Annotated in this window: 19 protein-coding genes and 1 pseudogene; 11 read left to right on the top strand and 9 right to left on the bottom strand. The window is 71.8% G+C overall.

Annotation, left to right across the window (positions count from 1 at the left end):
• Positions 1-8 precede the first annotated feature (8 nt).
• The 4 genes from menD to C6N31_RS25280 all read right to left on the bottom strand — a co-directional run bounded on the left by menD (position 9) and on the right by C6N31_RS25280 (position 6574).
• The gene (gene menD / locus C6N31_RS25295) at positions 9-1688 is read right to left on the bottom strand and encodes a 2-succinyl-5-enolpyruvyl-6-hydroxy-3-cyclohexene-1-carboxylic-acid synthase (protein WP_138356991.1); all 1680 of its coding nucleotides are present in this window, start codon (positions 1686-1688) and stop codon (positions 9-11) included.
• Between the two features lie 106 nt (positions 1689-1794).
• A complete protein-coding gene (locus tag C6N31_RS25290) occupies positions 1795-3279 on the bottom strand; it encodes a UbiD family decarboxylase (protein ID WP_138356992.1) in 1485 nt (494 codons plus the stop codon).
• A gap of 680 nt (positions 3280-3959) precedes the next feature.
• Positions 3960-5549 (bottom strand): APC family permease, encoded by a 1590-nt coding sequence (locus tag C6N31_RS25285; RefSeq protein WP_198358275.1) that lies wholly within the window; start codon positions 5547-5549, stop codon positions 3960-3962.
• Positions 5550-5743: 194 nt separating this feature from the next.
• Positions 5744-6574 (bottom strand): SGNH/GDSL hydrolase family protein, encoded by an 831-nt coding sequence (locus tag C6N31_RS25280; protein WP_198358274.1) that lies wholly within the window; start codon positions 6572-6574, stop codon positions 5744-5746.
• 222 nt (positions 6575-6796) lie between these two features.
• Here C6N31_RS25280 and C6N31_RS25275 point away from each other — a divergent pair, with 222 nt between their 5' ends.
• The 6 genes from C6N31_RS25275 to C6N31_RS25250 all read left to right on the top strand — a co-directional run bounded on the left by C6N31_RS25275 (position 6797) and on the right by C6N31_RS25250 (position 10069).
• Positions 6797-7771 (top strand): tyrosine-type recombinase/integrase, encoded by a 975-nt coding sequence (locus C6N31_RS25275; RefSeq protein WP_138356995.1) that lies wholly within the window; start codon positions 6797-6799, stop codon positions 7769-7771.
• 93 nt (positions 7772-7864) lie between these two features.
• The gene (locus C6N31_RS25270) at positions 7865-8197 is read left to right on the top strand and encodes a hypothetical protein (protein WP_138356996.1); all 333 of its coding nucleotides are present in this window, start codon (positions 7865-7867) and stop codon (positions 8195-8197) included.
• Positions 8194-8640, top strand: coding sequence for a MerR family transcriptional regulator (locus C6N31_RS25265; protein ID WP_138356997.1), 447 nt, complete (start codon positions 8194-8196; stop codon positions 8638-8640). The genes C6N31_RS25270 and C6N31_RS25265 overlap by 4 nt, the downstream gene beginning before the upstream one ends.
• Positions 8621-8935: a mercuric ion transporter MerT gene (gene merT / locus C6N31_RS25260; RefSeq protein ID WP_138356998.1), complete on the top strand. Its 315-nt coding sequence runs from the start codon at positions 8621-8623 to the stop codon at positions 8933-8935. Before C6N31_RS25265 ends, merT begins: the two co-directional genes overlap by 20 nt.
• 11 nt (positions 8936-8946) lie before the next feature.
• A complete protein-coding gene (locus tag C6N31_RS25255) occupies positions 8947-9282 on the top strand; it encodes a YnfA family protein (RefSeq protein ID WP_138356999.1) in 336 nt (111 codons plus the stop codon).
• 121 nt (positions 9283-9403) lie between these two features.
• Positions 9404-10069 carry a class I SAM-dependent methyltransferase gene (locus C6N31_RS25250; protein ID WP_138357000.1) on the top strand — a complete coding sequence of 222 codons (666 nt, stop codon included), beginning with the start codon at positions 9404-9406 and terminating at the stop codon, positions 10067-10069.
• Between the two features lie 242 nt (positions 10070-10311).
• On the opposite strand, the gene merB is transcribed toward C6N31_RS25250, so the two are convergent.
• Positions 10312-11307: an organomercurial lyase gene (gene merB / locus C6N31_RS25245; protein ID WP_232485636.1), complete on the bottom strand. Its 996-nt coding sequence runs from the start codon at positions 11305-11307 to the stop codon at positions 10312-10314.
• A 63-nt stretch (positions 11308-11370) separates the two neighbouring features.
• Here merB and C6N31_RS25240 point away from each other — a divergent pair, with 63 nt between their 5' ends.
• Positions 11371-11784 (top strand): heavy metal-responsive transcriptional regulator, encoded by a 414-nt coding sequence (locus tag C6N31_RS25240; protein ID WP_138357001.1) that lies wholly within the window; start codon positions 11371-11373, stop codon positions 11782-11784.
• A 33-nt stretch (positions 11785-11817) separates the two neighbouring features.
• Here C6N31_RS25240 and C6N31_RS25235 read toward each other — a convergent pair whose 3' ends face one another.
• Both C6N31_RS25235 and C6N31_RS25230 read right to left on the bottom strand, forming a co-directional pair.
• Positions 11818-14868: a Tn3 family transposase gene (locus C6N31_RS25235; protein ID WP_138357002.1), complete on the bottom strand. Its 3051-nt coding sequence runs from the start codon at positions 14866-14868 to the stop codon at positions 11818-11820.
• 90 nt (positions 14869-14958) lie between these two features.
• The gene (locus C6N31_RS25230) at positions 14959-15540 is read right to left on the bottom strand and encodes a PadR family transcriptional regulator (protein ID WP_198358273.1); all 582 of its coding nucleotides are present in this window, start codon (positions 15538-15540) and stop codon (positions 14959-14961) included.
• A 108-nt stretch (positions 15541-15648) separates the two neighbouring features.
• Between C6N31_RS25230 and C6N31_RS25225 the strand changes: the two genes are divergently transcribed.
• Positions 15649-16086 carry a nuclear transport factor 2 family protein gene (locus C6N31_RS25225; protein WP_138357007.1) on the top strand — a complete coding sequence of 146 codons (438 nt, stop codon included), beginning with the start codon at positions 15649-15651 and terminating at the stop codon, positions 16084-16086.
• Between the two features lie 26 nt (positions 16087-16112).
• Here the strand turns inward: C6N31_RS25225 and C6N31_RS25220 are convergent, their stop codons facing one another.
• Positions 16113-19025, bottom strand: coding sequence for an AfsR/SARP family transcriptional regulator (locus tag C6N31_RS25220; RefSeq protein ID WP_244809005.1), 2913 nt, complete (start codon positions 19023-19025; stop codon positions 16113-16115).
• A gap of 290 nt (positions 19026-19315) precedes the next feature.
• Here C6N31_RS25220 and C6N31_RS25215 point away from each other — a divergent pair, with 290 nt between their 5' ends.
• Genes C6N31_RS25215 through C6N31_RS25205 form a run of 3 tightly spaced genes read left to right on the top strand, consistent with a single transcriptional unit; the run spans position 19316 to position 24521 of the window.
• Positions 19316-20131: a hypothetical protein gene (locus tag C6N31_RS25215; protein ID WP_232485634.1), complete on the top strand. Its 816-nt coding sequence runs from the start codon at positions 19316-19318 to the stop codon at positions 20129-20131.
• 17 nt (positions 20132-20148) lie between these two features.
• Positions 20149-22380, top strand: a complete 2232-nt coding sequence (locus C6N31_RS25210) for a serine/threonine-protein kinase (RefSeq protein ID WP_138359447.1) — start codon at positions 20149-20151, stop codon at positions 22378-22380.
• Positions 22377-24521, top strand: coding sequence for a serine/threonine-protein kinase (locus C6N31_RS25205; protein WP_198358272.1), 2145 nt, complete (start codon positions 22377-22379; stop codon positions 24519-24521). The genes C6N31_RS25210 and C6N31_RS25205 overlap by 4 nt, the downstream gene beginning before the upstream one ends.
• Positions 24522-24563: 42 nt before the next feature.
• Here the strand turns inward: C6N31_RS25205 and C6N31_RS25200 are convergent.
• Positions 24564-24772, bottom strand: a pseudogene (locus C6N31_RS25200) (Crp/Fnr family transcriptional regulator); the annotation flags it as partial.

The raw sequence follows: 24772 nt of genomic DNA, 5'->3' as shown, positions 1-24772 counted from the left end.
CCCCGCCTTCACTCCGCCTCGGGTGCGGGACCGGTCAGCGACTCGCTGATCGCCTGGCCGACGGCGCCCGCCAGGAAGCGGTGGAACTCGGCGTTGCCCCGCCGGTCGGTGACGACCTCGACGAGCCGGGGGCCTGGCGCCCGGACCGCGTCCAGCAGCTCCGTCATCGAACCGGCTCTGGTGTACGGCCAGTCGGCGGCGCGGGCGACGGCGTCGAGCCGCACGTTGTGCGGCGTGCCGAAGAACGTCTCGAAGCCGTCGATGGGTTCGCTCTGCGGGGTCATCGAGAAGATCCCGCCGCCGTTGTTGTTGACCACGACGATCACCAGGTCCGGCCGGGCCGGAGCCGCCCCGGTGATCAGCCCGTTCTGGTCGTGCAGCAGGGACAGGTCACCCAGCAGGGCGTACGCGCGCCCCGACGTCTCGGCCTCATGGGCCAGTGCGGCGCCGATCGCGCTGGACACCGCCCCGTCGATCCCGCTCAGCCCCCGGTTGGCCAGGACGCGCAGATCGCCGCGCGGCCGCAGGGTCCGCTCGACATCGCGTACCGGCATGCTGGACGCGGCGAACAGCAGCGATCCGGGTGGCAGCGCGGCCGCCAGGTCACGGGCGATCCGGGGCTCGGTGACCCCGCCCGCGTCGAGCGTGCTGTCGAGCGCCTCCAGGGCCGCCTTGTCCGCGTCCCGCCACAGCCGCAGCCAGTCCGGATCCGTCTTCTCCTGCACGGGCTTCCCGAGCCGGGAGATCACCTTGGTCGCGGTGCGCGCCGGATCGGCCCAGTCCTCCGCCGGATCCACGACGATCAACTCCTTGACGGAGCCGAGGTAGTTGAGCAGTGCCAGGTTCACCCCGGCCCGGCCGACGGCGACCACCGCCTCGGGGTGCGCCACGGCGCGGAACCCGGGGTGCGACAGCAGATAGCCGTACGTCGTGATCGCGTTGCCGCCCTGGCGGGCACCGCTCTGCGGTTCGGCCAGCAGCGGCCAGCCGGCCTGCTCGGCGAAGGCCACGGCGCCGGCCGGGTCCACCGCGGCGTCGCCGACCACGACCACCCCGCGCGCCGGGACCTCCAGCGCCTGCGGTTCGGGCAGGCTGCGCACCACGCGTATCCTCGGGCGCGGTTCCTGGTTCGCGACGCCCGCCCGACCGGCCTCGGCGTCGGCGGTGTTCTCCAGCGGGTCGGGCAGCATCAGATTGAGCTGGACGGGCCCTCCGGCCGCGGCCGCGACGGTACGGGAGAGCACCGAACGCCAGTACCCGGTGGTCGCCTCGTCGCCGGGGACGGACTCCAGCTCGGCGAAGAACCCGGTCGAGGTGCCGAACATCCGCACCTGGTCGGTCGTCTGGTTGGCGCCCGTGCCGCGCCAGACCGGTTTGCGGTCGGTGGTGATCACGACGAGCGGCACCCGGGCGTGCCGCGCCTCGAGGACCGCCGGGTGCAGGTTGGCCGCCGCGGTGCCGGAGGTGCAGGCGACCGCGACCGGGCGGCCACTGGCCCGGGCGAGCCCGAGCGCGAGGAATCCGGCGGAGCGTTCGTCGATCCGTACGTGCAGCCGCAGGCCCGGGTGCCGGTACAGGGCGGAGGCGAGCAGCCCCGAGTGCAGTCCGGGGGAGATCACCGCCTCCGTGACCCCGCACTGCGCCAGTTCGTCGGCCACGGTGGCGGTGAGCTGGTCGGAAAGGTTCATGGTGTCCCGGTCTCCAGATCGGATCGATACGGCGAGGGGCTGTTCGTGGCAGCGGCCGGTCGGGCGGGCCGGTTTCCGGTGCGGCGGCCGGCCGTCGCGGGACCGGTCAGCTGCCCGGCCGGTCCCACAGGGCGCGCGCCCGCCGCTTGATGTGCTCGGGGAAGTTCTGCTCGAAGGCGGTGCTCACGGGCCGCTTGTCCGCGTCCGGGGAGAGCAGGCAGTCGTACGCCATCTTCGGGCCGCTCAGGCTCTGCATCTCGGCGGCGGAGTAGATGATGTGCAGCGGGGTGAACAGCTGGTCCTCGATGAGGACCTGCCCCTGCACCGGATGGCAGCGGGTGGCGAACCCCCAGGCCAGATCGCGCAGATCGGTGGGGTCGAGGTCGTCGTCGAGCACCAGGATCCGGGTGATCCAGAAACCCACCTTGGGCCGGAGCACCACATTCGCGATGGCCCGGGTCAGCATGCGGGTCGTGGTGTGGATGCCGCCGCCCCACTGCCGCCAGCCGCGCGGCACGGTGATCGCGGCGAGCGTGCACGAGCCTTCCGGGATCAGCCACGCGGCGGTCACCGGCAGCCCGGCACCGCGCAGATTGCGCAGCACCTCGGCGGCGTGCGTGGGGCCCACCACGGTGTGGACCTCCTCGACCGGCTTGCCCGCCGAGACCACCGGCAGGATCGGGTCGTCCCGGTGGGTGATCGCGGAGATATGGAAGACCGGCCGCTGTCGGGGCTGCCCGGATATGTAGCCGAAGAACTCGCCCATCGGCCCCTCCGGCAGGGTCTCGTCGAGCGAGACATGGCCCTCGACGACGATCTCCGCGGAGGCCGGCACCTGCAGATCGACGGTGCGGCAGCGCGTCACCTCCAGCGGTTCGCCGAAGTAGCCGCCGAGGTACCCGGACTCGTCACGGCCGGAGGGCAGCGCCATCCCGCCCGCGAACGGGATCGCCGGTTCGCTGCCCTGGACCAGCGCGGCGGGCATGGGTTCGCCGCGCTCCTTCCACATCGCGTAGATCTTCCCGATGTCCTGCGGCGGGTTGATCATGACGACCAGCGTCCGGCTGTCGGCCGCCATCACCCGCGTGATGGCCCAGTTGGTCCACGAGCCGTCCGGGCTGCGCACGATGATGACGCCCCAGGTGTTGAGGTAGCGCCCGGCGTCGCCCGCGTGCACCAGCGGCACCGGGAACGCGTCCAGCGTGGCCTCGTCGCCGAGCAGCACGTTCTGCTGGCAGGGTGCGTCGGTGATCTCCACCGGCGGGATGGGTTCGGCGTCGAGCGCGGCCGTGAGCTGGTCCACGATGGCCAGCGGATGGGTCCCGGGCTCCAGCCCCAGCGACAGCGCGACCCGTGCCCAGCGTGCCTCGGGCAGCGAGCTCAGTGCTCCCGGTGCTCCGAGGATCCGATAGCCCGGCGGGTGTCCGGCGAGCCGGTTGAACAGGGGGGCGGGCAGTTGGTTCTCCACGGCGTAACGGATCACCGCGCCGGCCTCGAGTTCGGTACTCACCTCGTCGTCGATTTCGCGTAAGTCGCCTATTTCCCGCAGTTCCTCAAGATATGCCCGAAGACTGGTCAAGTGCTTCTTCATTCGGAGCTGGCACCTCGTGTAAACCGGTTGATGAACCGGCAGGAGAGCCGGTATGGGATGGCGTGTCAATGCGTGCGGATACCACTGATGAAGGCAAGGGGAAAGGAGGGCCGGCCGGTGCTGTCGTCATCGCCCGGGCGGCCGAATATGAGCCCCGCGTCCCCGGGGAGTCCCTCTCCGGGAGGGCCGCCCGCGCCCGAGGGGCCGTGCAGGGCCTGTGCAGAGTCTGTGAAGGTCGGGAGGGGTGGCCGGCGGCACTGGAGGACGTCAATTCGGAATATTGAATTCCGCTCATCTCTCAGGCTTGCTCCTCCCGTGAACAGCTTCGGCGGGTCGGCGGTGTGGCGGGCGGGAGAACGCATTAGCGTTTTCCTGACGCCTACTGCTCAGGTACTTCGCGCGAGTCATGTCTTTGAGGCGAGCTGTGTTCAAGTGGCACTTGAGGGCAACACTAGCCTGCGCCCGGAGCCGGTTCAAGGGCGGCCAATTTTACGCAGGTAAAGTGCCGGAAAGCCGCGCGAAGACCCCCGAGAACGGTTGGGCGAGTTCTCGCCAATTCCGTTCGTACGGTGCGTGGCGGCAGGCGAACCACTGGGTGAACCGTGCCCCACAAGGCCCGGCCACGGCTCCTGGACAGCCGGACCGCTGTCCTGCCGGGCCGGCGCCGACCGGCGGAATCCCTACCGCGGTTCCCGCTCCGGGAGGGGACCGTCGCCGGGTTGATGGGCGGAGACGGCGATGGTCTCCTTGCGGAAGAACGCGGGGCGGATCACCCGGTAGACGAGCATCAGAATGCCGCCGAGCACCAGCGCGCCGATACCGGTGACGAAGACTCCGCCGAACGTCCAGTGCGGCGGGAACGGCAGGGTCCACGAGGTGCTGCCGTAGTCCGAGGCGGAGTACACCACGCAGGCGTTGATGAAGAAGTACAGCAACAGGACGCCGCCGATCCCCGGCATGATCCCCTTGCCCCACAGATCGCGCGGGCTCCGGGTCAGCACCTTGCGGTAGTACCAGACACAGGCGAACCCGGTGAGCCCGTAGTAGAAGGCGATCATCAGGCCCACCGAACCGATGGAGTCGGCCAGCACGTTCTCACTGACGCGGGTCAGCATCACGTAGAAGGCGATGGAGGCCAGTCCCATGCCCACCGTCGACCAGGTCGGGGTGAGGAACCGGGGGTGCATCCGGGCGAACCGGTCCGGGATCGCCTTGAACGCGGCCATCGAGAGCGTGGTGCGCGCCGTCGGCAGGATGGTGGTCTGGGTGGAGGCCGCGGCCGAGGTGAGCACCATGAAGATCAGGAGTTTGGTGGCGAAGCCGCCCCAGCCCCCGGTACCGAAGACCTCGTTCCCGAGGCTGGACAGCACGTCCCCGGAGTTGTCGGGGTTGGCGAGCCCGATGCCCTTGTCCCCGACCCCGGCGAAGGCCTGCGCGGACACGGTGACCACGACGTAGACGAGCAGCAGGATGACGGTGGACATGACCGCGGCCCGGCCCGGGGTGCGGCCGCGGTCCTTGGTCTCCTCGTTGACCGACACGGCCGTGTCCCAGCCCCAGTAGATGAAGATTCCGGCGAGGATGCCCTTGGTGAGGGCGTCCAGCGAGTCGATCTTGGCGGGGTTGAACCACGACCACGAGATCTCCGTCGCCACGCTCGGCGCCGTTCCCCCGTACACCTTGACCAGCGCGGTGATGGCCAGCAGGAAGAGCACCACGATCTCGATGGTGAGCAGCACCTTCTGCAGGTTGGCCGAGAGCTCGATGCCGATGTAGCAGATCAGCGTCATCACGGCGATCCACAGCACGCCGACCACGGTGACCCACGTGGTGTTCTGGGCCAGCCCGTCGGCGCCGATGAGCTGGAAGCCGTAGGCCCCGGCGATCTGGGCCAGATTCGCCATGACGATGATGTCGGCGGCGATGATGCCCCAGCCGCCCATCCAGCCGGTCCGCGGGCCGAAGGCCCTGGAGGCCCAGGTGAAGGTGGTGCCGCAGTCCGGGTCCGCCTCGTTGAGCTGCTTGTACGCGTAGGCGATCAGGAACATCGGGATGAAGGCCAGGATGATCACGATCGGTGACTGGAACCCGACGACCGCGACGATGACCCCGAGGGTCGCCGCGAGACTATAGGCGGGCGCCGTCGAGGCCAGGCCGATCACCATGCTGGAGAACAGCCCCAGCGCGCCGTCCTTGAGCCCCTTCTCCGTCGATCCAGGTCCCGACGGAGGCCGGGCCGCGGGAGGGGGAGGGACAACAGGTACACCCATAACGGCCGCCTCCGGTCAAAGAAGCACACCCCACGCATTTCCACAATGGACCGCTTCCCCGCAGGTCCGCAACCCAAAGGCGCTAGGCCGGGTCTGACAAATACCGGCGTCCGCCCGAAGAGCGTGCGTGCCAGGCGCCCCGGGCTGGGGGCACCTCCCAGCGGTAGCTGGGGGAGGGATTTGCCAGACCCGGCCTAGGCCGGGTCCGAGGGCGCTTCGCGTCGGCCGGTGTCCGCCGGGGCGTCGTGCGGGGCGCTCAGCGGCAGCAGCCGGGGGCGTTTCGCCGTGCGGCCGTCGCCGGAGGACCGGCCGCGCAGCCGGCGTCCGAGCCAGGGGCCGAGGAACGCGGTCGCCCAGCGCAGTTCGGCCGCCGCGGTCTGCCGCCGGGTGGGGGCCGCCTGGGGCGGCAGCGGGTGGGTCCACGCGTCGCTGCTGCCCGGCAGCCGGACGGCGTCGGCGATGGCCGCTGCGATCCGCTCGTGGCCGAGGGGGCTGGCGTGGAGCCGGTCCACGGTCCACATGCGCGGGTCGGTGGTGACGGGAGGCGCGGCGGTTTCGGCGACCGAGACGCCGTGCCGGGCGGCCGCGGTGCGGATCCGGTCGTTGAGGTCGAGGACGCGGGACGCGAGGGGCCGGGCGAGCGGTGCGATCTTCCCGATGTCGGGGAAGGTGAGGGTGACCACGCGGGCTCCGGCGGCGGTGAGCGCGGCGAACATCTCCTCCAGCTGCCCGGCCACCTCCGCGGCGTCGAACCGGGGCCTGAGCAGGTCGTTGACCCCGGCGACCACGGTGGCCAGGTCGGGGCGCAGAGCCAGGGCGGGCTCCAGCTGTTCGGCGCGGACCTGGCCGGCGACGCGTCCTCGTACGGCCAGATTCGCGTACTGAAGGCCGGGGTTGACGGCCCTGAGGTGCTCCGCGAACCGGTCGGCGAAGCCCCGCAGGCCGACGGTGTCGTCCCCGTCGCCGAGCCCTTCGGTCTGACTGTCACCCAGCGCGACGTAGCGCAGGTATTCACCGTTCGGCATGGGTCGACTCCCTATCGGGGGTTGAGGAACATCCATGTCAGATCGTGCGCTAAGCCCTCGTCGCGCCTGGTGGGCGGCTGGCAGAGCATGGGCAGCGAAGGCGACCTGAAGTCTTCCCACAGATAACACCCCAATATCTGCGGTAACTTGGTCCGTCACCTGCGGTGACGTTCTCCGGCCGCTACGTGAAGCAGCCCTGTTATCTGCGGCAAGGGGGAAGCGGTGCCGACCGTTGTACAGCTGTCGACCGGGAAGGCGTTGACCGTCCGGGCGGCGGCCGACGCGTTCCTCGACTCGTTCGGCAACCCGAACACGGTCCGGAACTACGGGATCGGGGTGGGCAAGACCGCCGAACGGCTCGGTGAGGGCCGGCCGCTGGCGTCGGTCGCGGATGACGAGATCGGCGAGACGCTCGAACTGCTCTGGGGCACCACCGCGGTCAACACCTGGAACTCCCGCCGGGCTGGGGTGCTGTCCTGGCTCGGCTGGTGCCGGGAGCGCGGCTACGACGGTCCCGGCGTTCCGGCCTGGGCCAAGCGGCTGGCGGTGCCGGACTCCGAGACCCCGGCCCGCTCGCACATGGCGGTCGACCGGCTGATCGCACGCCGGGAGGTGCATCTGCGCGAGAAGACGCTGTGGCGGATGCTCTACGAGACCGCGGGGCGTTCGGAGGAGATCCTGGGCGTGAACATCGAAGACCTGGACTTCGCCGGCCGCCGCTGCCCGGTCAAGGCCAAGGGGGCGAAGTCGAAGTCACGCCGTCGGGGCCAGGCGCGCGAGGACTTCTTGCTGGAGACGGTCTACTGGGACGCAGGGACCGCCCGGCTGCTACCGCGGCTGCTGAAGGGCCGCACGCGTGGCCCGGTGTTCGTCACCCACCGCCGCCCGGGGCCGGGGAAGGTCGTCAGCGCCCGCGACGTCTGCCCGGACACCGGCTTCGCGCGGTTGTCGTACGGGCAGGCCCGCGCGCTGCTGGACGAGCACACGGCCGTCCGCGGGCCGGGTACGGGATGGGACCTGCACGAGTACCGGCACTCCTCCCTGACCCACCTCGGCGAGGCCGGGGCGAGTCTGCTGATGCTGATGGCGAAGTCGCGGCACAAGAAACCGGAGAACGTTCGCCGCTACTTCAAGCCCTCCCCGGAGGCCATTGCCGAGCTGACCAGCCTGCTGGCCCCCGGGAACGCACGGCGCTGACGGGCCGTCCCCGCACTTGCAACCGGTACCGAGGTACAGGTTTACCGTCAGAGGTGTCCCCGCCCCGGGGACGTGACGACGGGAGTGAGAGCGATGAGCGATCTGGCGTGGGTGCCGCAGTCCTGCACGCTGCCCACCGAGGAGCAGCCCCTACGAGTCGCGGAGTGGGACGCGCTGTTCTCCGAGCGGCTGACCAAGGTGTCCAGGCCCCAGCCGCTGCGGCTGCGCCTTGACCTGGCCGCCGGGCCGGGCACCGAGGAGCGGATCCGGGACCTGGTGGCGCGCGAGAGCGGCTGCTGCTCGTTCTTCACCTTCACCACCATCCCCGGTGAGGACCTGATCGGCCTGGACATCGCGGTGGACGCGGAGCACGAGGCGGTCCTGGACGCCCTTGCCACGCGGACGGCCGACCGGGTGCAGGGGTGAGCGCGGGCCTGCGCAGCGGGCAGGTCGCCGAGGCGGCCGGGGTGAACATCCAGACCCTGCGCTACTACGAGCGGCGCGGCCTGCTGGCCGAGCCGGAACGCAGCAACGGCGGCCACCGCCTGTACGACGAGGACGCGGTGACCGCGCTGCGGGTGATCAAGGCCGCCCAGCGGCTCGGATTCACGCTGGAGGAGGTCGCCGAACTTCTGGAGGCCGGCAGCCACCGGCACGGCCGTCCCGTCGCGGGTCTCCAGGATCGGGCCGCGGCGAAGCTCGTCGAGGTCGACGCGAAGATCGCCGACCTGACGATCATCCGCACCGCCCTGGCCGCGGCCGTCGCGGCGGGCTGCGACGACCTGACCCTCTGCGCCTCCAGTGCCTGCTGCCCCATCCCCTTTACCGACCTCGCCGAGGAGAACCGCCATGCCGGACCCTGCTGCTGACCCCCGCCCCCACCGCACGCCGAAAGCACTCGGGGGCCTGGCCGCCCTGGCCTGTGTGGCGTGCTGCGCGCTGCCCGTCCTGATCGCGGCGGGCGTCGTCGGCGCCGGCGCCGGGGTGGTGGTGGGCTGGCTGCCCGCCCTTGCCGTGGTCCTGGCCGTGCTCGCCGCCGGAACCTGGTGGCTCTCCCAGCGTCGTGGTTCCTGCTCCTGCGCGCCTAAGACCGCAGGTGAGAGCGGATGCGGCTGCAAGTCGTCCAACGACCCGCTGAAGATCACGAGCGCGGGCCGCCAGTAGGGTCAGGCGGTATGACCATCGCTCGTTCCCTTGCCCTGTTCGCCGTCGCCGCCCTCTTCGAGATCGGCGGCGCCTGGCTGGTCTGGCAGGGCATCCGCGAGCACAAGGGCTGGGTCTGGATCGGTGCCGGCGTCATCGCGCTGGGCCTGTACGGGGTGGTGGCCACCTTCCAGTCCGACGACAACTTCGGGCGCATCCTTGCCGCGTACGGCGGGATCTTCGTGGCTGGGTCGATCGCCTGGGGCATGGTCGCCGACGGCTACCGTCCCGACCGCTTCGACGTCATTGGCGCCCTGGTGTGCCTCGCGGGCATGGCCGTGATCATGTACGCGCCGCGCAGCCACTGACTGCTGCGCGGGCTGCCCGTCACAGCCGCCGTTTACGGCGCCCCGCTGCGGCCTCATGCCGTGGATTTAGGCTGGCCCGGTGAGGTTCCGGTACCGGCCGGGCAGCGGGAAGGGCATTGACGTGACGGAGCACGAACGGGAGCTGGCCGAGGCCCAGCGGGAGCACTGGCAGCAGACGTATGGCGAGCACCCCGGCATGTACGGCGAACAGCCGTCCGAGCCGGCCGTCCACGCCGCCGATGTGCTCCGTACGGCCGGGGCGAGCGACGTGCTGGAGCTGGGGGCCGGGCACGGCCGCGACGCCCTCTACTTCGCCCGTGAGGGCTTCACCGTCCAGGCCACCGACTTCAGCCCGACCGGCCTGGACCAGCTGCGGGACGCCGCCCGTTCCCAGGGCGTCTCGGAGCGGGTGACGACCGCGGTGCACGACGTGCGCGAGTCGCTGCCGCTGCCGGACTCCTCGGTCGACGCGGTGTTCGCGCACATGCTGCTGTGTATGGCCCTGTCCACCAAGGAACTCCACGCCCTGGTCGCTGAGGTGCGCCGGGTGCTGCGGCCCGGCGGGGTGTTCGTCTACACCGTGCGGCACACCGGCGACGCCCACTACGGCGCGGGCGCCGGACACGGTGACGACATCTGGGAGCACGGCGGCTTCGCGGTGCACTTCTTCCCCCGCGACCTGGTCGACGCCCTCGCCGACGGCTGGCAGTTGGGGGAGGTGCACGCCTTCGAGGAGGGCGGCCTGCCCCGGCGGCTGTGGCGCGTCACCCAGACCCTGCCGCGGTGATGGCCGCCCCGGTACCGGCTCCCGGCATCACCGTCGACGGCACCGGCCTGCTGTGCGTCACCCTTCTGCTGCGGCTGCGCAAGCGGATCGACGGCGCTGAGCCGGGCACGCTTGTGCACGTCATCGCCACCGACCCGGCCGCGCCGCTGGACCTGCGGCCTGGTGCCACATGGTCGGGCACGAGTACCTCGGCCCGGTGCCCGGCGGCGGCCCTGCGCTGTACGCGCTCCGGCTCAGCGCCGTCAGGACGGCAGCAGCGGCCCGAAGGTCTGCCGTCCGATGTCTTCGGCCTCGTCCTGGGCGACGATGTGGCCGGGCACGTCCGGGTGCTCCTTCGCCCAGGTCCGGGCGGAGGCTTCGCCGGCGAAGAAGTTCAGGGCGTCGCAGCACAGGGCGGCGGCGGGCCCGGAGCCGTCACGGCGGCCGATGAACACCACGGCCCCGCGCGGCTCCCACTGCGTTGCCCCGTTCACTGAGGTGACGGTGACCGGGGCGCCGGTCACCGGGTCCTGCGAGGAGATCACCGTGTCCCGGCCGAGCATCGCGGCGATGCCGAGGGCGTCGACCGCGCACATCGACCACACCTCGGTACCGCCGGCGATCCGGACCCGGTGCGGGGTGGGTACGGCGGAGAACGGATAGGCGGCCCGGATCTGCCCGGCCTCCTCCAGGGTCAGGAAGTCCTCCCGGGCCAGCTCCGCCAGCACGTCCTGCGCGGTGCGTCCGGCGGTGGACGCGACCGGCTCCAGATCGGCGGCCGCGGGCGGGCGGCCGGTGTCGGCGAAGTGCCGCAGCACGGCCTGGTGGACGGCCCGCAGCCCGCCTTCAGCCGGGGCCAGGCGACCGCGGCCGCCCCGTCCGATCACGTCGAGCACGTCCGCGTCGCAGCAGTCCTCGCTCGCGGTCCCGACGGCAGAGGCCGCGCCGGCCAGTGCCTGGCGCAGTTCCTCCACGCTGGGCGCCCCGTCCGCCGCGCCGTCGGCGTCCCGGTAGATCCGGCACGACACGCTCGGCACCGCGCCCGCCGGCGCGAAGGGGTCGACGCCGTCGATGAGGACGGTCGGGGAGCCGGTCATGCCCCAGCGGGCCGCGTCGTCTTGCTCGCGGACCTCGACCCGTTCCACCTTCGCGTCCCGCCCGGACAGCGCGGCGGTGATCCGCTCCTCGATGACCGGCCCGTTCGGGCAGTCCGGAACCGTCAGCACCGTGATCTGCATGGTGGTGTCCTCCCAGTTCATAGCCTGTGTGGCTGACCGTAGACCTTCCAGTGCGCTGGAAGGTCAAGGGATTAGCCTTCAGGCATGCGCATCGGGGACCTCGCCAGGGCAAGCGGACTGACCACCAAGACCATCCGCTACTACGAGCAGGCCGGCCTGATGCCCGCTCCGCCCCGCACACCGGGCGGCTACCGCGACTACCCCGCCGAGGCCGTCACCCGCCTCACGTTCATCCGCGACGCCCAGGGCGCCGGGCTCACGCTCGCCGAGATCCGCTCGGTCCTGTCCCTGCGCGACAGCGGACAGGCCCCCTGCGGCCGGGTCACGGAGCTCATCGACCAGCACCTGAGTGAGATCGAACGCCGCCTCGTCGAGCTTCGGGCGACCCGCGAGGCCCTGCGCGGCCTCGCCCGCCGAGCGGCCCGGACCGACCCCGGCACCTGTAGCCAGGGTGACATCTGCACCATCCTCACCCCGGCCGCCGAACCCCGGCCCTGACCCCTGGCCGGGGCGCGCCCGCCACCCGGTCTCCTACTCCTCCATGACGTCCGGGTCGCGCAACGGCCGCAGGCCCCCGGGCAGGTCGGGCAGGGAGAAGGAGTAGCGGCCCAGCATGTTGATGTGGTGGCGGACGAAGGGCGAGAGGCGGGCGACGTCCTCGTCGCGGACGTCGAAGCCGTCGTTGCGGAGCTGGGTGACGGCGGCGTCCATGTATCGGGTGTTGAACAGCACCAGGGCGTTGAGGACGAGTCCCAGCGCGCCGATCTGGTCCTCCATGCCGTCCTGGTAGCGCTGGTAGAGCTGCCCGGCCTTGCCGTGAAAGATCTTCCGGGCGAGCGCGTGGCGGCCCTCCTGGAGGTTGGCCTGCACCTTGATCTTCCGCCGGTAGGCCGGCTCATCGGCCAGCCGCAGGATGTGCAGGGTCTTGGCGATCCGCCCGTAGTGCGCGATCGCGTCGCCCAGCGGGGTCGGCCGGCCGTCTCGCGACAGCATCCGGATCACGTCGTAGGCCCGTACCGCCCCGGTATGGATGGAGCCGATGATCCGCAGGATGTCCTCCCAATGCCGCTCGACGCGGATCAGATCGACCCGGCCGCGGGCCGCGTCCTGGAACGCGCCGTAGTCGGCCGCGCGGTCGATGCGCCACATCTTCTGGTCCGGCAGGTCCGCCAACTGCGGCGCGTAGGTGAACCCCGCCAAGGTCAGCAGGCCAAAGACAATGTCGGAGTACGAAGCGGTATCGGTAACGATCATGTCGGGACGCTTGCCGCCGTCACGGTCGTAGAGCACGTCCAGCACATACAGCGAGTCACGCGGAGTGCCGGCCACCACCTTCCCGCCCAGACCCGCCGCCTGGTCATTGATCATGTTGAGCCAGGTGGCACCGCCCCGCCGCCCGAAGAATTTTGGGTTCGGGCGGGCGTAGACCGACGGCACCGGCACCACGAACCGCATCCCGTCGACCGAGGCGACCAGACCGCCACCCCACGCCCCGGCAAGACCGATCGCGGCCTGGGCCTGAATCAAGGTGGCGTTGGCGGCCCGGTACGTCGCCAGCCGCAGATACGTCTGGTCAACGTGGGACAGCCGCCCGTACTTCAACGCGTCGATGCCGCTGATCACGGGTGTGTAGCCGACGTTGCAGCCGTGCGCGACCAGCAGCCCGGCGATCGTCACGGGCAGGTCCTTCAGCCGGGCCTCGCCGCCGGTGACCGAGGTGAACGCCTGGTCGGCGCCGGTCCAGGAGAACACCTCCAGCAGCACCTCCGGCAGGTCCACGCGGGGCAGCATCGCGTTCACTGCCGCCCGCAGATCGCGCAGGGAAGCCGGTTCGGGCTCCGGCTCCAGCGCGGCGAAGTGCAGGCGGCCGTCGTCGTCGAAGGAGATCTGCGCGTTGTCCGGCAGGCGCCCGGCCACCTCCCGGTAGGTGCCGTCCAGCAGCGCGGCCCGCACCGCCAGGTGCTCCCCCGCCCCCGCCGGCAGGCCCAAAGACGCCAGGACGGTGGGCTTGGCCTGCTCCCATGCCTCACCGGCCAGCAGCTTCGCCCGCGGGTCACCCCACTTGGCGGAGTTCTTCGCGAAGATCTCCCGCCGCCGCAGCATCCGGTGGAACTGCTCCAGCACGCAGAACACGTACCCCTTCCAGTCCACACACCCCGGCTCCAGGCCCGGCGCGGCCAGCACCAGACGCCGCCACGACCCGGCCAGCAGCTCGGTGTCGATCTCGGCCGGGCCAACCTTCTTACGGCCCATCAACTCCGGCAGCGCCTTCAGCGCGGCCAGCACCGGGGCGCCCTCCGGGGTCGCTCCGAAGTCGACCACCTTCACCAGAAGCTTCAGGAATGGCCGCACCGTGCCGAACCGGGTGACCAGCATCGCCCGCCACGCCTGGTCCGCATCGGAGTCCAACGGGGGCGTCAGCTCGAACAGCGCGGCGATCGCGGCGGCCAGCTCGCTGCGCGGCACCACCGCCTCGATCTGCTCCCACATCGCCGCCAGCGTCTCCACCTTCGGCGCCTTGATCTCCCCGGTGTCGGTGTCGACCTGCTCGGAGGTGGTGTCGAAGACGACCTGGAACGCGGTCGCCAGCTTCGCCCCGGCCCGCTCGACCTTCGGCAGGGTCTTCATCTTCTCCTTGGCTGTCTCCCGCTCGGCCTTGGCCAGCAGCTTCGTGGCGATCAGCACCTCCAGCAGGTCCAGGGCGTCATCGACTGCCCTCGTCGTCAGGTGCACCGCGGTGGCCAGCAGCGTTGCCAGGCGTCGCGCGTCGTTGTGTCGCTTGAGCAGCGTGGCCTTGCCGTCCACGCCGTACCGCGACAGTTCCGCCAGTCGGCGTGGCGGTATCCCCGACACGTCCAGCACGCCCATGCCCAGGTCGGCAATCTCCTCCGCCCGGTCCAAGGACCACTTCATCTGCGGGCCCGACACCCGCACCGGCCCGCGCCGCAGCCGGTCCAGCTCCGAGACCCGCGAACCGGCAGGAACTGTCAGGAGCGAGTCCAGCACCGCCCGCTGGCCGGTGGTCAGCAGCCCGTAGAGCGTGTCCCACAGCCGCTGGTTCGCCGTCTCCCGGACATTGCCCACCAGCCGTGACAAGCGGCTCGCCCCGGGAAGGAGCACCCTGCGCTCGCGCAACCACCCGGCCGCTGCGTCGAACAACGCCTTCGGCCCGTCCCCGGTCGTCCAGGCCCGCGCGTCCAGCCACTTACTCAGCTCCGCTGAGACCTCGGCGAAGTCACGCCAGCCCCCGGCCTCCTGGATCTCCCCGGCATGGCTGCGGGCCGTCCCGTCCCGCTCGCCGTACTCCTTCAGGCACGACGAATCCGCGATCTCCAACTGCTCGGCCAGGTACTCGGCCACCTCCGCCGGCACCTGCCGCGGGTCCGGCAGGAACCGGCCCAAGTACCGCACGCTCGTGAGCTGGACCGCGTACCCGAGCCGATTGTGCGCACGCCGCTTGGCCTGCACCGCCTCCCGGTCCGCGTCGTCCAAGAAGAAGTACCGCTCCAACTCCGAACGGGACGGTACCCCGACAAACGCCCCGTACCCAGCCTGCTCACCCGACAGAAACTCGACCGCCACAACAACTCTCCGAAGATCGACAACAGCGACCCACGAAGGCTCCGGCAAGCAATCATCCCAGGTCAAAAGGCCAATCGGCTCGGAGATGGCTTAGCGCACGATCTGACATGGATGTTCCTCAAGCCCCCTATCCCGCAGCACGGCTGCGATCCGCAGGCACCAGTCCCGGTGGTCCTGCTCGAAGGCCAGGCCGCGCAGGCAGGTCAGATAGGGCCCGATCCGCTCGCCGTGGCGCAGGAACTCCTCCTCGTCGGCGTCGCCGCGCAGCTGGTGCAGCAGTTTGCCGAGGAGCTCGATCTTGGCCTCGGCCGCGGCGGCGCGCTCCTGGAGCTGTTCGAGCACGGGCGCGGTGCCGACGCGGTCGACGGCCTGGACCTTGACGAGGAGGTCGTCCCGGATCACCGAGGGCTTGGACGGGGCCGCGGCGAAGGCCTCCAGTTCGGCGAGGCCGGCGTCGGTGACGTGGAACATGCGCTTGTTGGGCCGGGACTCCTGGACCACCTGCCGGCCCGCGACCAGTCCTTCCTTCTCCAGCTTCGTCAGCTCGGCGTAGAGCTGCTGGGGCAGGGCGTGCCAGAAGTTCCCGACGCCGATGTCGAACGCCTTCGCCAGCTGGTATCCGCTGTACTCGCCGTCCAGCAGCGCCGCCAGCACGGCATGTCGCAAAGCCATCGAAGCCGCCCTTCCCTTTCTCCGTCCGGCACCGCATTCTACCCAAGAACATGATTAGTCATATCCTTGAGTATCCGAGCTCGGGGCACCTGCGTATCTGGAGGGGTCATGGAGACTGCCGAACGCTTCCGTACCGCCGTGGAGAAGCGCGATCTCGCCGCACTGGACGACCTGTTCACCGACGACATCCGCTTCTACAGCCCGGTGAAGTTCACGCCCTTCGAGGGCAAGGCCATGGTGTTGGGGCTCTTCGGCGTGCTGCTGCGCACCTTCGAGGACTTCCGCTACGTCGGACGGTTCGACGGCACGGCCGAGACCAGTACCGACGGCGCAGAGGCCCCGTCGGAGATCCTCGTCTTCCGGGCCACCGTGGACGGCAAGGAGATCCACGGCATCGACATGCTCCAGTTCGACGAGGCCGGCCGGGTCAAGGAGTTCACGGTGATGGTCCGTCCCCAGTCCGCCGTACAGGCCCTGGGCCAGGCGGTCCTCGCCGGCCTGGTCGCCGACGGCCTGGTCCCCGGGGGCGCCGCCCCGACCTCCTGACGCCCGGCCCCCTGACGCCCCGCCGTTCAGCAGTCCCGCAGGCCGGCCAGGGCCATGCCGTGTTCCCGGGGGTGGTCCATGGCCCCGGCCAGGGCGAGGGCGGTCCGGAACTGCTGCTCCGCCTCGGTGCGGCGGCCCGCTGCCGCGTAGGTGCTCCCGAGGCGGCTGCGGACCTCCATCTCCAGCGCCGTGCTGGTGTGCTCGTTGAGGGTGGAGAGGGCTTCGTGGTGGAGGGCGACGGCCGAGGGCAGATCGCCCTCGCCGTGCTCCGCGGCGCCGAGCCGCGACAGGCTCACCGCGCGCAGCGGCAGGTCCCCGACCTCCCGGGCCAGTTCGGCCGCCCGCCGGAGCAGGCCTCTGGCCTCCGCGTGCCGTCCGAGGTCGAGATGGACCTCGGCGGCATGACACAGGGTCTTGCTGATCATCCTGGGCCGGTCGATCTTCTCGGCGAACGCGAGGGAGGTGGCGAAGTACGCGAGCGCGTCCTCGTAGCGCCCCTGATGGTGGTGGATGGCGCCGAGGTTGCAGGTCGACATCCCGCCCAGCCAGTCGTCGTCGAGCCGGGCCGCCAGCTCCACCACCTCACTCAGGTGGGCGACCGCCTCCCCGGTGCGGTCCAGCGACCGCTCCGAGGCGCCCATCCCGGCCAGCGCCCGCGCCTGTTCCCGCAGATCGCCCAGGCGGCGGGCGATGCGCAGTGCGTCGGTGAACCAGGCGTGCGCCTGCCGGAACCGCCCCTGGTAGATGTCGACGATGCCCATACAGCTCCGCAGGGAGGAGGGCATCCGCCGGTCATCGGCCGTGTCCGCGCAGGTCAGCGCGAGTTCCAGGGCCGACCGGCACTCGTGGTAGCGCCCCTGGCGGACCAGATGGTCGACCAGGCCCTCGGCGATCCAGCAGGCGTGGTCGGCCTCCCCGGCGGTCACCGCGCAGGCCACCACATCGACCAGTTGGCAGGCCGCGGCGTCCAACCAGGCAGCGGCGGCCTGCCAGTCGGCGAACGGCGAGCCGGTGACGTCCGGTCCCGTCGGGAAGCCCTCGGGGCCCCAGTCGCTGGCGATCCGGCCGGCGGCCGTGTAGAGGTGCAGCACGGCGGAGCGGGCGGCCGCGGACTCCTCGGGCTCCGCGGCGGCGAGCCGCAGCGTGTGGTCCCGCACCAGGTCGTGCAGCCGGTAGCGGCCCGGCCGCGGCTGCTGCAGCAGACTCGCGTCGACCAGTTGCTCCAGGACGTCCTCGGCGTCCTCGCGGGAGCAGCCCAGCATGACGGCCGGGGTGAGCGCGTCGAACCCGGCCGTCGGCGACAGTCCCAGCGCGCGGAAACCGCGCTGCAGCCCGGGCGCGAGCTGGTCGTAGGACATCCGGAAGGCCGCCTCCACGCTGCGGTCCTCGGCCCGCAGTTCACCGAGGCGGCGCTCGTCGTCCGACAGCCGGTCCACCAGGTGGGCCAGCGTCCAGGACCGGCGGTTCTGCAGCCGGGCCCCGGTGATCCGCAGCGCCAGCGGCAGACCGCCGCAGCGCCGGGCGAGTTCCCGCGCGGCCTCCGGCTCCCGGTCCGCGCGCGCCTCACCGAGGAGGTGCCGGAGCAGCGCGACCCCCTCGCCCGTGCCGAGCGGCTCCACGGTGAGCCGCAGGTCGGCGTCGAGCCCGGACAGCCGCTGCCGGCCCACCACCAGCACCCTGCTGCCCGGCCCGGCGGGCAGCAGCGGGCGCACCAGCTCGGCGCTGGGAGCGTCGTCCACGACCAGCAGCAGCCGCAGCGAACTCGTCGCCGCACGCCAGGCCGTCACCAGCTCGTCCAGCTCGTCCGGCAGTTCACCGTCGGCGCTCCCGACCGCGCGCAGCAGCCGGTGCAGCGTCCGCTGCGGTCCTGTGCTCTCCTGGCCGGTGCCGTACGCGTGCAGGTCCACGAACAGGCAGCCGTCCGGGTACTGGTCGCGGAGCGTCCAGGCGGCGCGGACCACCAGCGCGGTCTTGCCGACACCCGCCGTGCCGTCCACGGCCGCCACGGACACGGCCCCGGCGGACGCGGGCGCGGTGAGCAGGGCGAGTTCGGCCTCGCGGCCGACCAGGCAGGCGGTGTCCCCGGGCAGTTCGTTCCGCTGCGGCGCGGGGCGCGCGGGCGCCGACCCGGCCGCGCGCTGCCGCACCACCCGGCCGAGCAGCAGCCCGTCGTCCCGGCGCAGGACGCCCTGGTGCACCCGACGCAGTTCCTCGCCGGGCTCCACCCCCAGCTCGTCGAGGAGCCGGTCCCGTGTCTCCCCGTAGACGGCCAGCGCCTCGACCTGCCGGTCGCTGCCGTACAGCGCGCGCATCCGCAGCGCGGCGAGCGGTTCGTCGTACGGCCGGGCCGCGGCCGGCACCACGAGGCCGTCCAGGGCGTCCGTGTACCGGCCGAGCAGCACCAGACACTCCAGCCGCTCCCGTTCGAGCGTGCGCCGGTGCTGCGCCAGCCGCTGCCGTTCGGCGTCCGCGAACGGCCCCAGCAGACCGGTCAGCGGCTCGCCGCGGAACAACCCGAGAGCCAGGGCGAAGTTGTCGAGGGCGGCCGCGGGATCGCCGGCGGCCTGCGCGCGCCGGGCGCCGCCGGCCCGCTCGGCCAGTTCGTCGACGTCCCTCCGTGCCCCGCCGGCCACGAAGCGGTAGCCGCCGCGCTCGCTGCGGATCAACGACTCGGCAGGACCGGCATCCCGCGTGTCCAGCAGCTTCCGCAGCGGATAGACGTAACTCGGCAGGACCCGATGGCCCGTTCCCGGAGGATCGGCCCCCCAGACGTCGTCGAGCAGCTGCTGGTGGGTGACGAGGGTGCCCGGCCGCAGGACCAGCGCGGCCAGCACTTCCTGCCGCCGTACCGGACCGAGTTCGAGCGGTGCGTCGCCCCTGGTGGCTCTGACCGGCCCGAGCAGGTCGATCTGTAGCCACCCCGTTGAATCTGCGCCCACCCCGTAGTCCTCCGCGTCCCCCGATTCAGCAAGATTTCATCAGCATTGCAGCGCCTCGCGGAAGACTTTGGCAAGTGCGTGGGGTACCGGTGCGCCTTCGTCCCGGACCCGGCCCACGGGACTGGCCTGCGCCGTTCCCTATGCCGAGAACCGGACGGAAAGCGAACTGCCCCGTGAGTGAGACCCCGCAGAACCCCATGGACCCCCGGCAGGGCCCTTACCGGACCGACCCCACCCAGCCGCTCGGGCAGGGGACGCCGGCAGGGCAGGGGATGCCGGGAGGGCAGGGGATGCCGGGAGGGCCGGGCTGGGGACCGGCGGCGCAGCCCCCGGGGCAGCTGCCGCCGCCGGTCCCGGCCCAGCCGCCGGGCGCGCCCTCGGCCTGGTCGCAGCACCTCCCGCCGACCCCGCCGCAGTACGGACCGCCGAACGGGGGGCGGCCGGGCGGGAGTGGGAAGCCCTGGCTGATCGGCGGCGCCGTGCTCGTCGTGGCCGCGATCGTCGGCGTGATCATCGCCACATCCGGGGGCGATGACAAGAACGCCGCGTCGGGGAGTCCGTCCGGTGCCCCGGGCGGCGGCAAGCTTCCGTCGCAGGCCCCGGCGGGACGGACGTTCACCCACGTCCCCGATGGGTGCCGGCTGATCAAGGAGGCCACCATCGCGAGCATCGCGCCCGGAACCGAGTGCAAGCCGTCGCAGTTCGACAACACGACCATGGCAGCGATGATCACCAAGATGCCGAGCTGGGACACTGCCTCCGGTTCCGGCGGCCGGCTGCTGCATCTGCGGGTGCACCTCACGGTCAGCCCCGGAGCGAAGGGCATGTACGACATGGACAAGTCGACCGCTCTCAACGCCCTGAAGGACATGCGCACGACCACCGATTCCCGGTCGCTCACCGGTCTCGGCGAAGAGGCCTACGTCGTCCACGCCGTCGACAAGGACATGGGGGGCCTGGCAGAGGCAACGGTGATCGTCCACGAGGGCAACGCCGCGTTCTCCGTGAGTTTCGGCTATGACACCTCGGACTCCGGCCCACGCCAGCAACAGTCCGAGGACGCCGCCGTCGCCGCCGCCCGCGACGTACTCGGCTCCCTCAGCTGACCCGCCGTCACGACACCGTGCAGACACCGGCGTACGGCGCCAACGACCCCACCGCCCCGCGACAGCGCACCACCATCCAGGAACAGGGGCAGGAACAGCGGCAACCGCAGTCGCAGAGCCCAGGCCGGATCGGCCCCTACGAGGTCCTCCAACTCCTGGGCGAGGGCGGCATGGGCAGGGTCTTCCTGGCCAGATCACCGGGATCGCGGCTGGTCGCGCTGAAGGTGATCCGGCCCGAGTACACCGAGGCGCCGGACTTCCGCGGGCGCTTCCGGCGCGAGGCCGACGCCGCCCGGAAGGTGAGCGGGTTCTTCACCCCGCCGGTGCTCGACGCCGACGCGGGCGCCGAGCAGCCGTGGCTGGCCACCGCCTACATCCCCGCGCCGTCCCTGCACGACGCCGTGGCGCGTTTCGGCCCGCTGCCCGAGCCGGCCCTGCGGACCCTCGGCGCCGGACTCGCCGAGGCGCTGCTGACGATCCACGCCGCCGGCATCGTCCACCGCGACCTCAAACCGGGGAACGTGCTCCTGGCCCACGACGGGCCCCGTGTCATCGACTTCGGGATCAGCCGGGTGGCGGAGGCGACCCAGGTGACCCGGACGAACGCTGTGATGGGAACGCCCGGATTCATGGCTCCGGAGCAGATCGCGTCGAGCCGCGAGACCGGACCGGCGGCCGATGTCTTCTCCCTCGGCTGCGTCCTGGCGTTCGCGGCCACCGGCGGGGGTCCCTTCGGCACCGGGAGCACGCCCGGGATCCTCTACCGGGCCGTCCACGCCCCAGCGCGACTGGACGGGGTACCCGACGCTCTGCGTCCCCTGGTCGCGGCCTGTCTGGACAAGGAGCCCGCCCGCAGGCCGTCCGTCACCGCGCTGCTGACCGCACTGGGTCCGGTCGAACCCTCCTCACTGCTCACCCCGGGCCTGCTGGCGGACATCGCCGCACGGGAAGCGAGCGCCGCCGCCCTGCTGGCCGTGCCTCCGATCCCCGTCGGCCCGCCGGACACGGCGGCCCCGGGCGGGCCGAGCCGCCGCCGCTTCCTGTGGATCGCCGCCGGCGGCACCGCCGTGGCCGCCGCGAGCGCCACGGCCCTGATCGACCGGAGGTCGAAGCCCGGCCGCTCCCCGGGCGGCGCCCCCGGCAGCGCGGGCACCACGATCCGGCCCGGCGCCAAGGTGGCGGCGGGACCGAAGCCGCAGTGGTCGATGCCGCTGCAGCAACTGCAGGCCGGCGCGCACCTGGAGCTCCTCGGGGGCACCCTCGTGCACTGGGACAAGACCACCGCGACCGGCTACGACTCCGCGACCGGACAGAAGCGCTGGACGGCCGACCCCCGGGTGCCGTCCGACGTCTCCGGCAAGCTCGAGTGGCTCGGCGTGCGGGGATCGACGCTGTTCGCCTCGGCCTGGGGCGGCGAGCGCGGCCATCTGCTCGGCGTGGACGGCGGCGGCACCCTGCGGTTCACCCACGCGGTCACCGGGCCGGAGGACGGGGACTCCTACGCCGACTCCATTCACGACGTCTTCTTCGTCGCCCGCTCGGTCGCCCTGATCGGAACCAGCGGCGACAGGGCCTACCAGGTGCGCGCCGTGGACCTCGTCACCGGGAAGCTGCTGTGGTCCCACAAGGTGAAGGGCAGCGACTTCCACGCCTACTCCGACGGGGTCGGCTGCTTTCTGCACGACGGCAGTGACGTCCACGGAGTGGATCTGCGGAGCGGCGCGGTGCGGTGGACGGTCCGTGACGTCGTCAGGCCCGGCGACTACCCGGGCCTGGCCAGCGACGGTAAGGCACTGCTCCTCACCAGCGTCAAGGTGCAGGCGTTCCGCGCTTCGGACGGCCACCGCCTGTGGACCGCAGTCAACTCGACGACCACGCTCAACCCCACCACGGTCCTGGGACAGCGGGCCTACGTGGTCGCCGAGGGCCAGGGCACCGTCTTCGCCCTCGACACGGGCAGCGGCGACCAGGTGTGGCACACCGCGAGTCCGCTGACCCTCGACCCGCAGAACTCGCTGAACCCGGGCCCCGCCGTCTCCACGTCCCTGGTGGCGGTCCCGCTGTTCGCCGCAGGCGACACCCCGGGCTTCCTCGTCCTGCGCGCCTCCGACGGCAAGCTGCTCTGGGCGCACCAGCCCTCCGGCGCCGAATCCGCGAGCAAGAACGCGTGGTTGCTGCAGGCCGTCGGCAGCACCGTCTACGCCGCGTCCGACACCACCCTCTACGCGTTCCGGAGCGACACCTCATGACCAGCCCGATGGCCACGCCGGCCACCCCGGCCCCCGGCTCCGCCCCGCACATCGGGCCGTACCGGGTGATCCGGGAACTCGGCGCGGGCGGCATGGGCCGGGTGTACCTGGCCGCCTCGCGCAGCGGGCGCGCCGTCGCCGTCAAGGTCGTCCGTCCCGAGCTGACCTCCGATCCCGGCTTCCGGCGGCGCTTCACGGCAGAGGTGGACGCCGCCCGCGCGGTCGGCGGCGCCTTCACCGCGCCCGTCGTCGACGCCGACCCCGAAGGACCGCAGCCCTGGCTGGCCACCGAGTACATCCCCGGCCCCTCGCTCAGCGAAGCGATCCAGGCCCATGGGCCCATGCCGGAAGCCACCCTGCGCGTGCTCGGCGCCGGTCTGGCCGAGGCGCTGGCCGCCATCCACCGCGTGGGGCTGATCCACCGCGACCTCAAGCCGTCCAACATCCTGCTGGCCCGCGACGGGCCCCGGGTCATCGACTTCGGCATCAGCCGGGCCGTCGACGGGACGGTGCTCACCGCGGACGGCCAGATCATCGGGTCACCCGGCTACATGTCGCCCGAGCAGTCGACGGGGGCCGAACTCACCCCCGCCAGCGATGTGTTCTCGCTCGGCAGCGTGCTGGCCTTCGCCGGTACCGGAGCCCCGCCCTTCGGTACCGGCGCGGCGCACGCGCTGCTCTACCGCACATCCCACGAGGAACCACGGCTGGAGGGCGTGCCCTACGCACTGCTCGGCATCCTCACCGCCTGCCTCGACAAGGACCCGGCCCGGCGCCCGGCCGTCGGGCAACTGCAGGTGTGGCTGCGTACGGTGACCACCGCGGGCTGGCTCGGCGCCGTCGAGCTGCAGGTGAACGCGTCGGAGCGGTACCTCCACGAAGCGGTGAGGACGCCCCTGTTCAGCAGGCGCCGGCTGCTGGCCGGCGGCGGGGTGCTCGCCGTGGCCGCGGCCGCCGGAGGCACCGCGCTGCTGCTCCGCTCAGGCGGCCGGGGCGCGACCGCCACTCCCGAACTGTCCTGGAGCGCGGACCTCCCGCAGCCCGACATGGCCCTGCGGGCGGTCACGCCGTCCGCGCTGCTCTGCGCCGGGAAGACCTCGGGCGCCTGCTACGACCGGAGCACCGGCAACGCGCTCTGGAAGGACCTGAGCGGCCAGAACACGGCCGCCATCGCGGACGACAGACACGTCTACACGGTACGGACCGACGGAAAGATCCACGCGCTCGACGTCCGGTCCGGGAAACAGCTGTGGGAACGGCCCGCGACCGCGACCGGCGCACCGCACCTGGAGTTCGCCAATGGTTCGCTGCTCGTGGCCATGGTCGACAGCGGGCACTTCCAGGGCCTCGACGCGTCGACCGGCGCCGAGCGGTGGAAGTCGCCGGAAGGTGACGGCATCGCGGTCACCGGCACCACCCGGGCGGGCGGCCTGGTCCTCTGGGGCAGCACCTCGCAGACGTCCACGACCGCGAGTCTCCGCGGATACACCACCGTCGCTCCGGACACAGGCGCCCGGCTGTGGGCGAAGGACCTCGTCGCCCTCTACCCGCCGTCCGAGGGCGATGTGCTCTACGCCCTCGACGGCGCCATGAACCTGCTCGCCCTCAAGCCCGCCGACGGCGCCACCCTCTGGAGCCGCGCCACCAGCCTGCCGCCCACGAACAGCCAAATCCTCGCCTATGACGGGTCCTTGGAGCTGCACCAGGGAACTCTGTACTGCTACCCGGGCACCGATGCCTCGGGAGCGGTCAGCGGACTGCTCGCGGCCTTCGACCCGTCGACGGGAAAGACCCTGTGGAGTGTGCAGACGGCCGCCCGCGGAAACCGGGGCTACGACCGGTCCGGCGCGACCGTCTGCTACCTCGACTCGACCCTGCACGCCGTCGACGCGCTGACCGGAGCACCCCGCTGGACCGCGGGCTCCGGCCTCGGCACACTCCAGTTCCTGGGCTCCGCACGCGGCCTCTTCCTCGCCGCGGCACCGGGAGGCCTCTACGGTTTCCACGCCGGCACCGGAAAACAGGTCTGGCACTACCCGGTCAGCGGCGGATCCGGCTACTGGGCGGCGTTCCCCGTCGACGACCACCTCTACGTGAGCAGCTCAGGCAAACTCCTCTGCTTCTCGGTACCGGAGGCGTGACCGGGCCCGTGTGACGGGCGGGCCCGGCCACCGGGACAGTCCTCAGCGCCAGTTGGCGATGTTGACGTTCTCCAGGATGCCGAGGGCGTCGGGGACGAGTACCGCGGCGGAGTAGTAGGTGCTGACGAGGTAGCTGATGATGGCCTTCTCGCTCAGCCCCATGAACCGCACATTGAGTCCGGGTTCGTACTCGTCGGGGATGCCGGTCTGGCGCAGGCCGATGACGCCCTGGTTGTCCTCCCCGGTACGCA

It is taken from the genome of Streptomyces fildesensis (assembly GCF_016107395.1).
Taxonomy (GTDB): Bacteria; Actinomycetota; Actinomycetes; order Streptomycetales; family Streptomycetaceae; genus Actinacidiphila; species Actinacidiphila fildesensis.
Note: the sequence above shows the minus strand (reverse complement) of the source record. Positions and strands in the feature narration are given on the sequence as shown.

What these genes read in the sequence shown, in the direction of transcription:
- menD (WP_138356991.1), bottom strand. Translation starts at nt 1,688, where the DNA reads ATGAACCTTTCCGACCAGCTCACCGCCACCGTGGCCGACGAACTGGCG.
- C6N31_RS25290 (WP_138356992.1), bottom strand. Translation starts at nt 3,279, where the DNA reads ATGAAGAAGCACTTGACCAGTCTTCGGGCATATCTTGAGGAACTGCGG.
- C6N31_RS25285 (WP_198358275.1), bottom strand. Translation starts at nt 5,549, where the DNA reads ATGGGTGTACCTGTTGTCCCTCCCCCTCCCGCGGCCCGGCCTCCGTCG.
- C6N31_RS25280 (WP_198358274.1), bottom strand. Translation starts at nt 6,574, where the DNA reads ATGCCGAACGGTGAATACCTGCGCTACGTCGCGCTGGGTGACAGTCAG.
- C6N31_RS25270 (WP_138356996.1), top strand. Translation starts at nt 7,865, where the DNA reads ATGAGCGATCTGGCGTGGGTGCCGCAGTCCTGCACGCTGCCCACCGAG.
- merT (WP_138356998.1), top strand. Translation starts at nt 8,621, where the DNA reads ATGCCGGACCCTGCTGCTGACCCCCGCCCCCACCGCACGCCGAAAGCA.
- C6N31_RS25255 (WP_138356999.1), top strand. Translation starts at nt 8,947, where the DNA reads ATGACCATCGCTCGTTCCCTTGCCCTGTTCGCCGTCGCCGCCCTCTTC.
- merB (WP_232485636.1), bottom strand. Translation starts at nt 11,307, where the DNA reads ATGAACTGGGAGGACACCACCATGCAGATCACGGTGCTGACGGTTCCG.
- C6N31_RS25240 (WP_138357001.1), top strand. Translation starts at nt 11,371, where the DNA reads ATGCGCATCGGGGACCTCGCCAGGGCAAGCGGACTGACCACCAAGACC.
- C6N31_RS25230 (WP_198358273.1), bottom strand. Translation starts at nt 15,540, where the DNA reads ATGGCTTTGCGACATGCCGTGCTGGCGGCGCTGCTGGACGGCGAGTAC.
- C6N31_RS25225 (WP_138357007.1), top strand. Translation starts at nt 15,649, where the DNA reads ATGGAGACTGCCGAACGCTTCCGTACCGCCGTGGAGAAGCGCGATCTC.
- C6N31_RS25215 (WP_232485634.1), top strand. Translation starts at nt 19,316, where the DNA reads ATGCCGGGAGGGCCGGGCTGGGGACCGGCGGCGCAGCCCCCGGGGCAG.
- C6N31_RS25205 (WP_198358272.1), top strand. Translation starts at nt 22,377, where the DNA reads ATGACCAGCCCGATGGCCACGCCGGCCACCCCGGCCCCCGGCTCCGCC.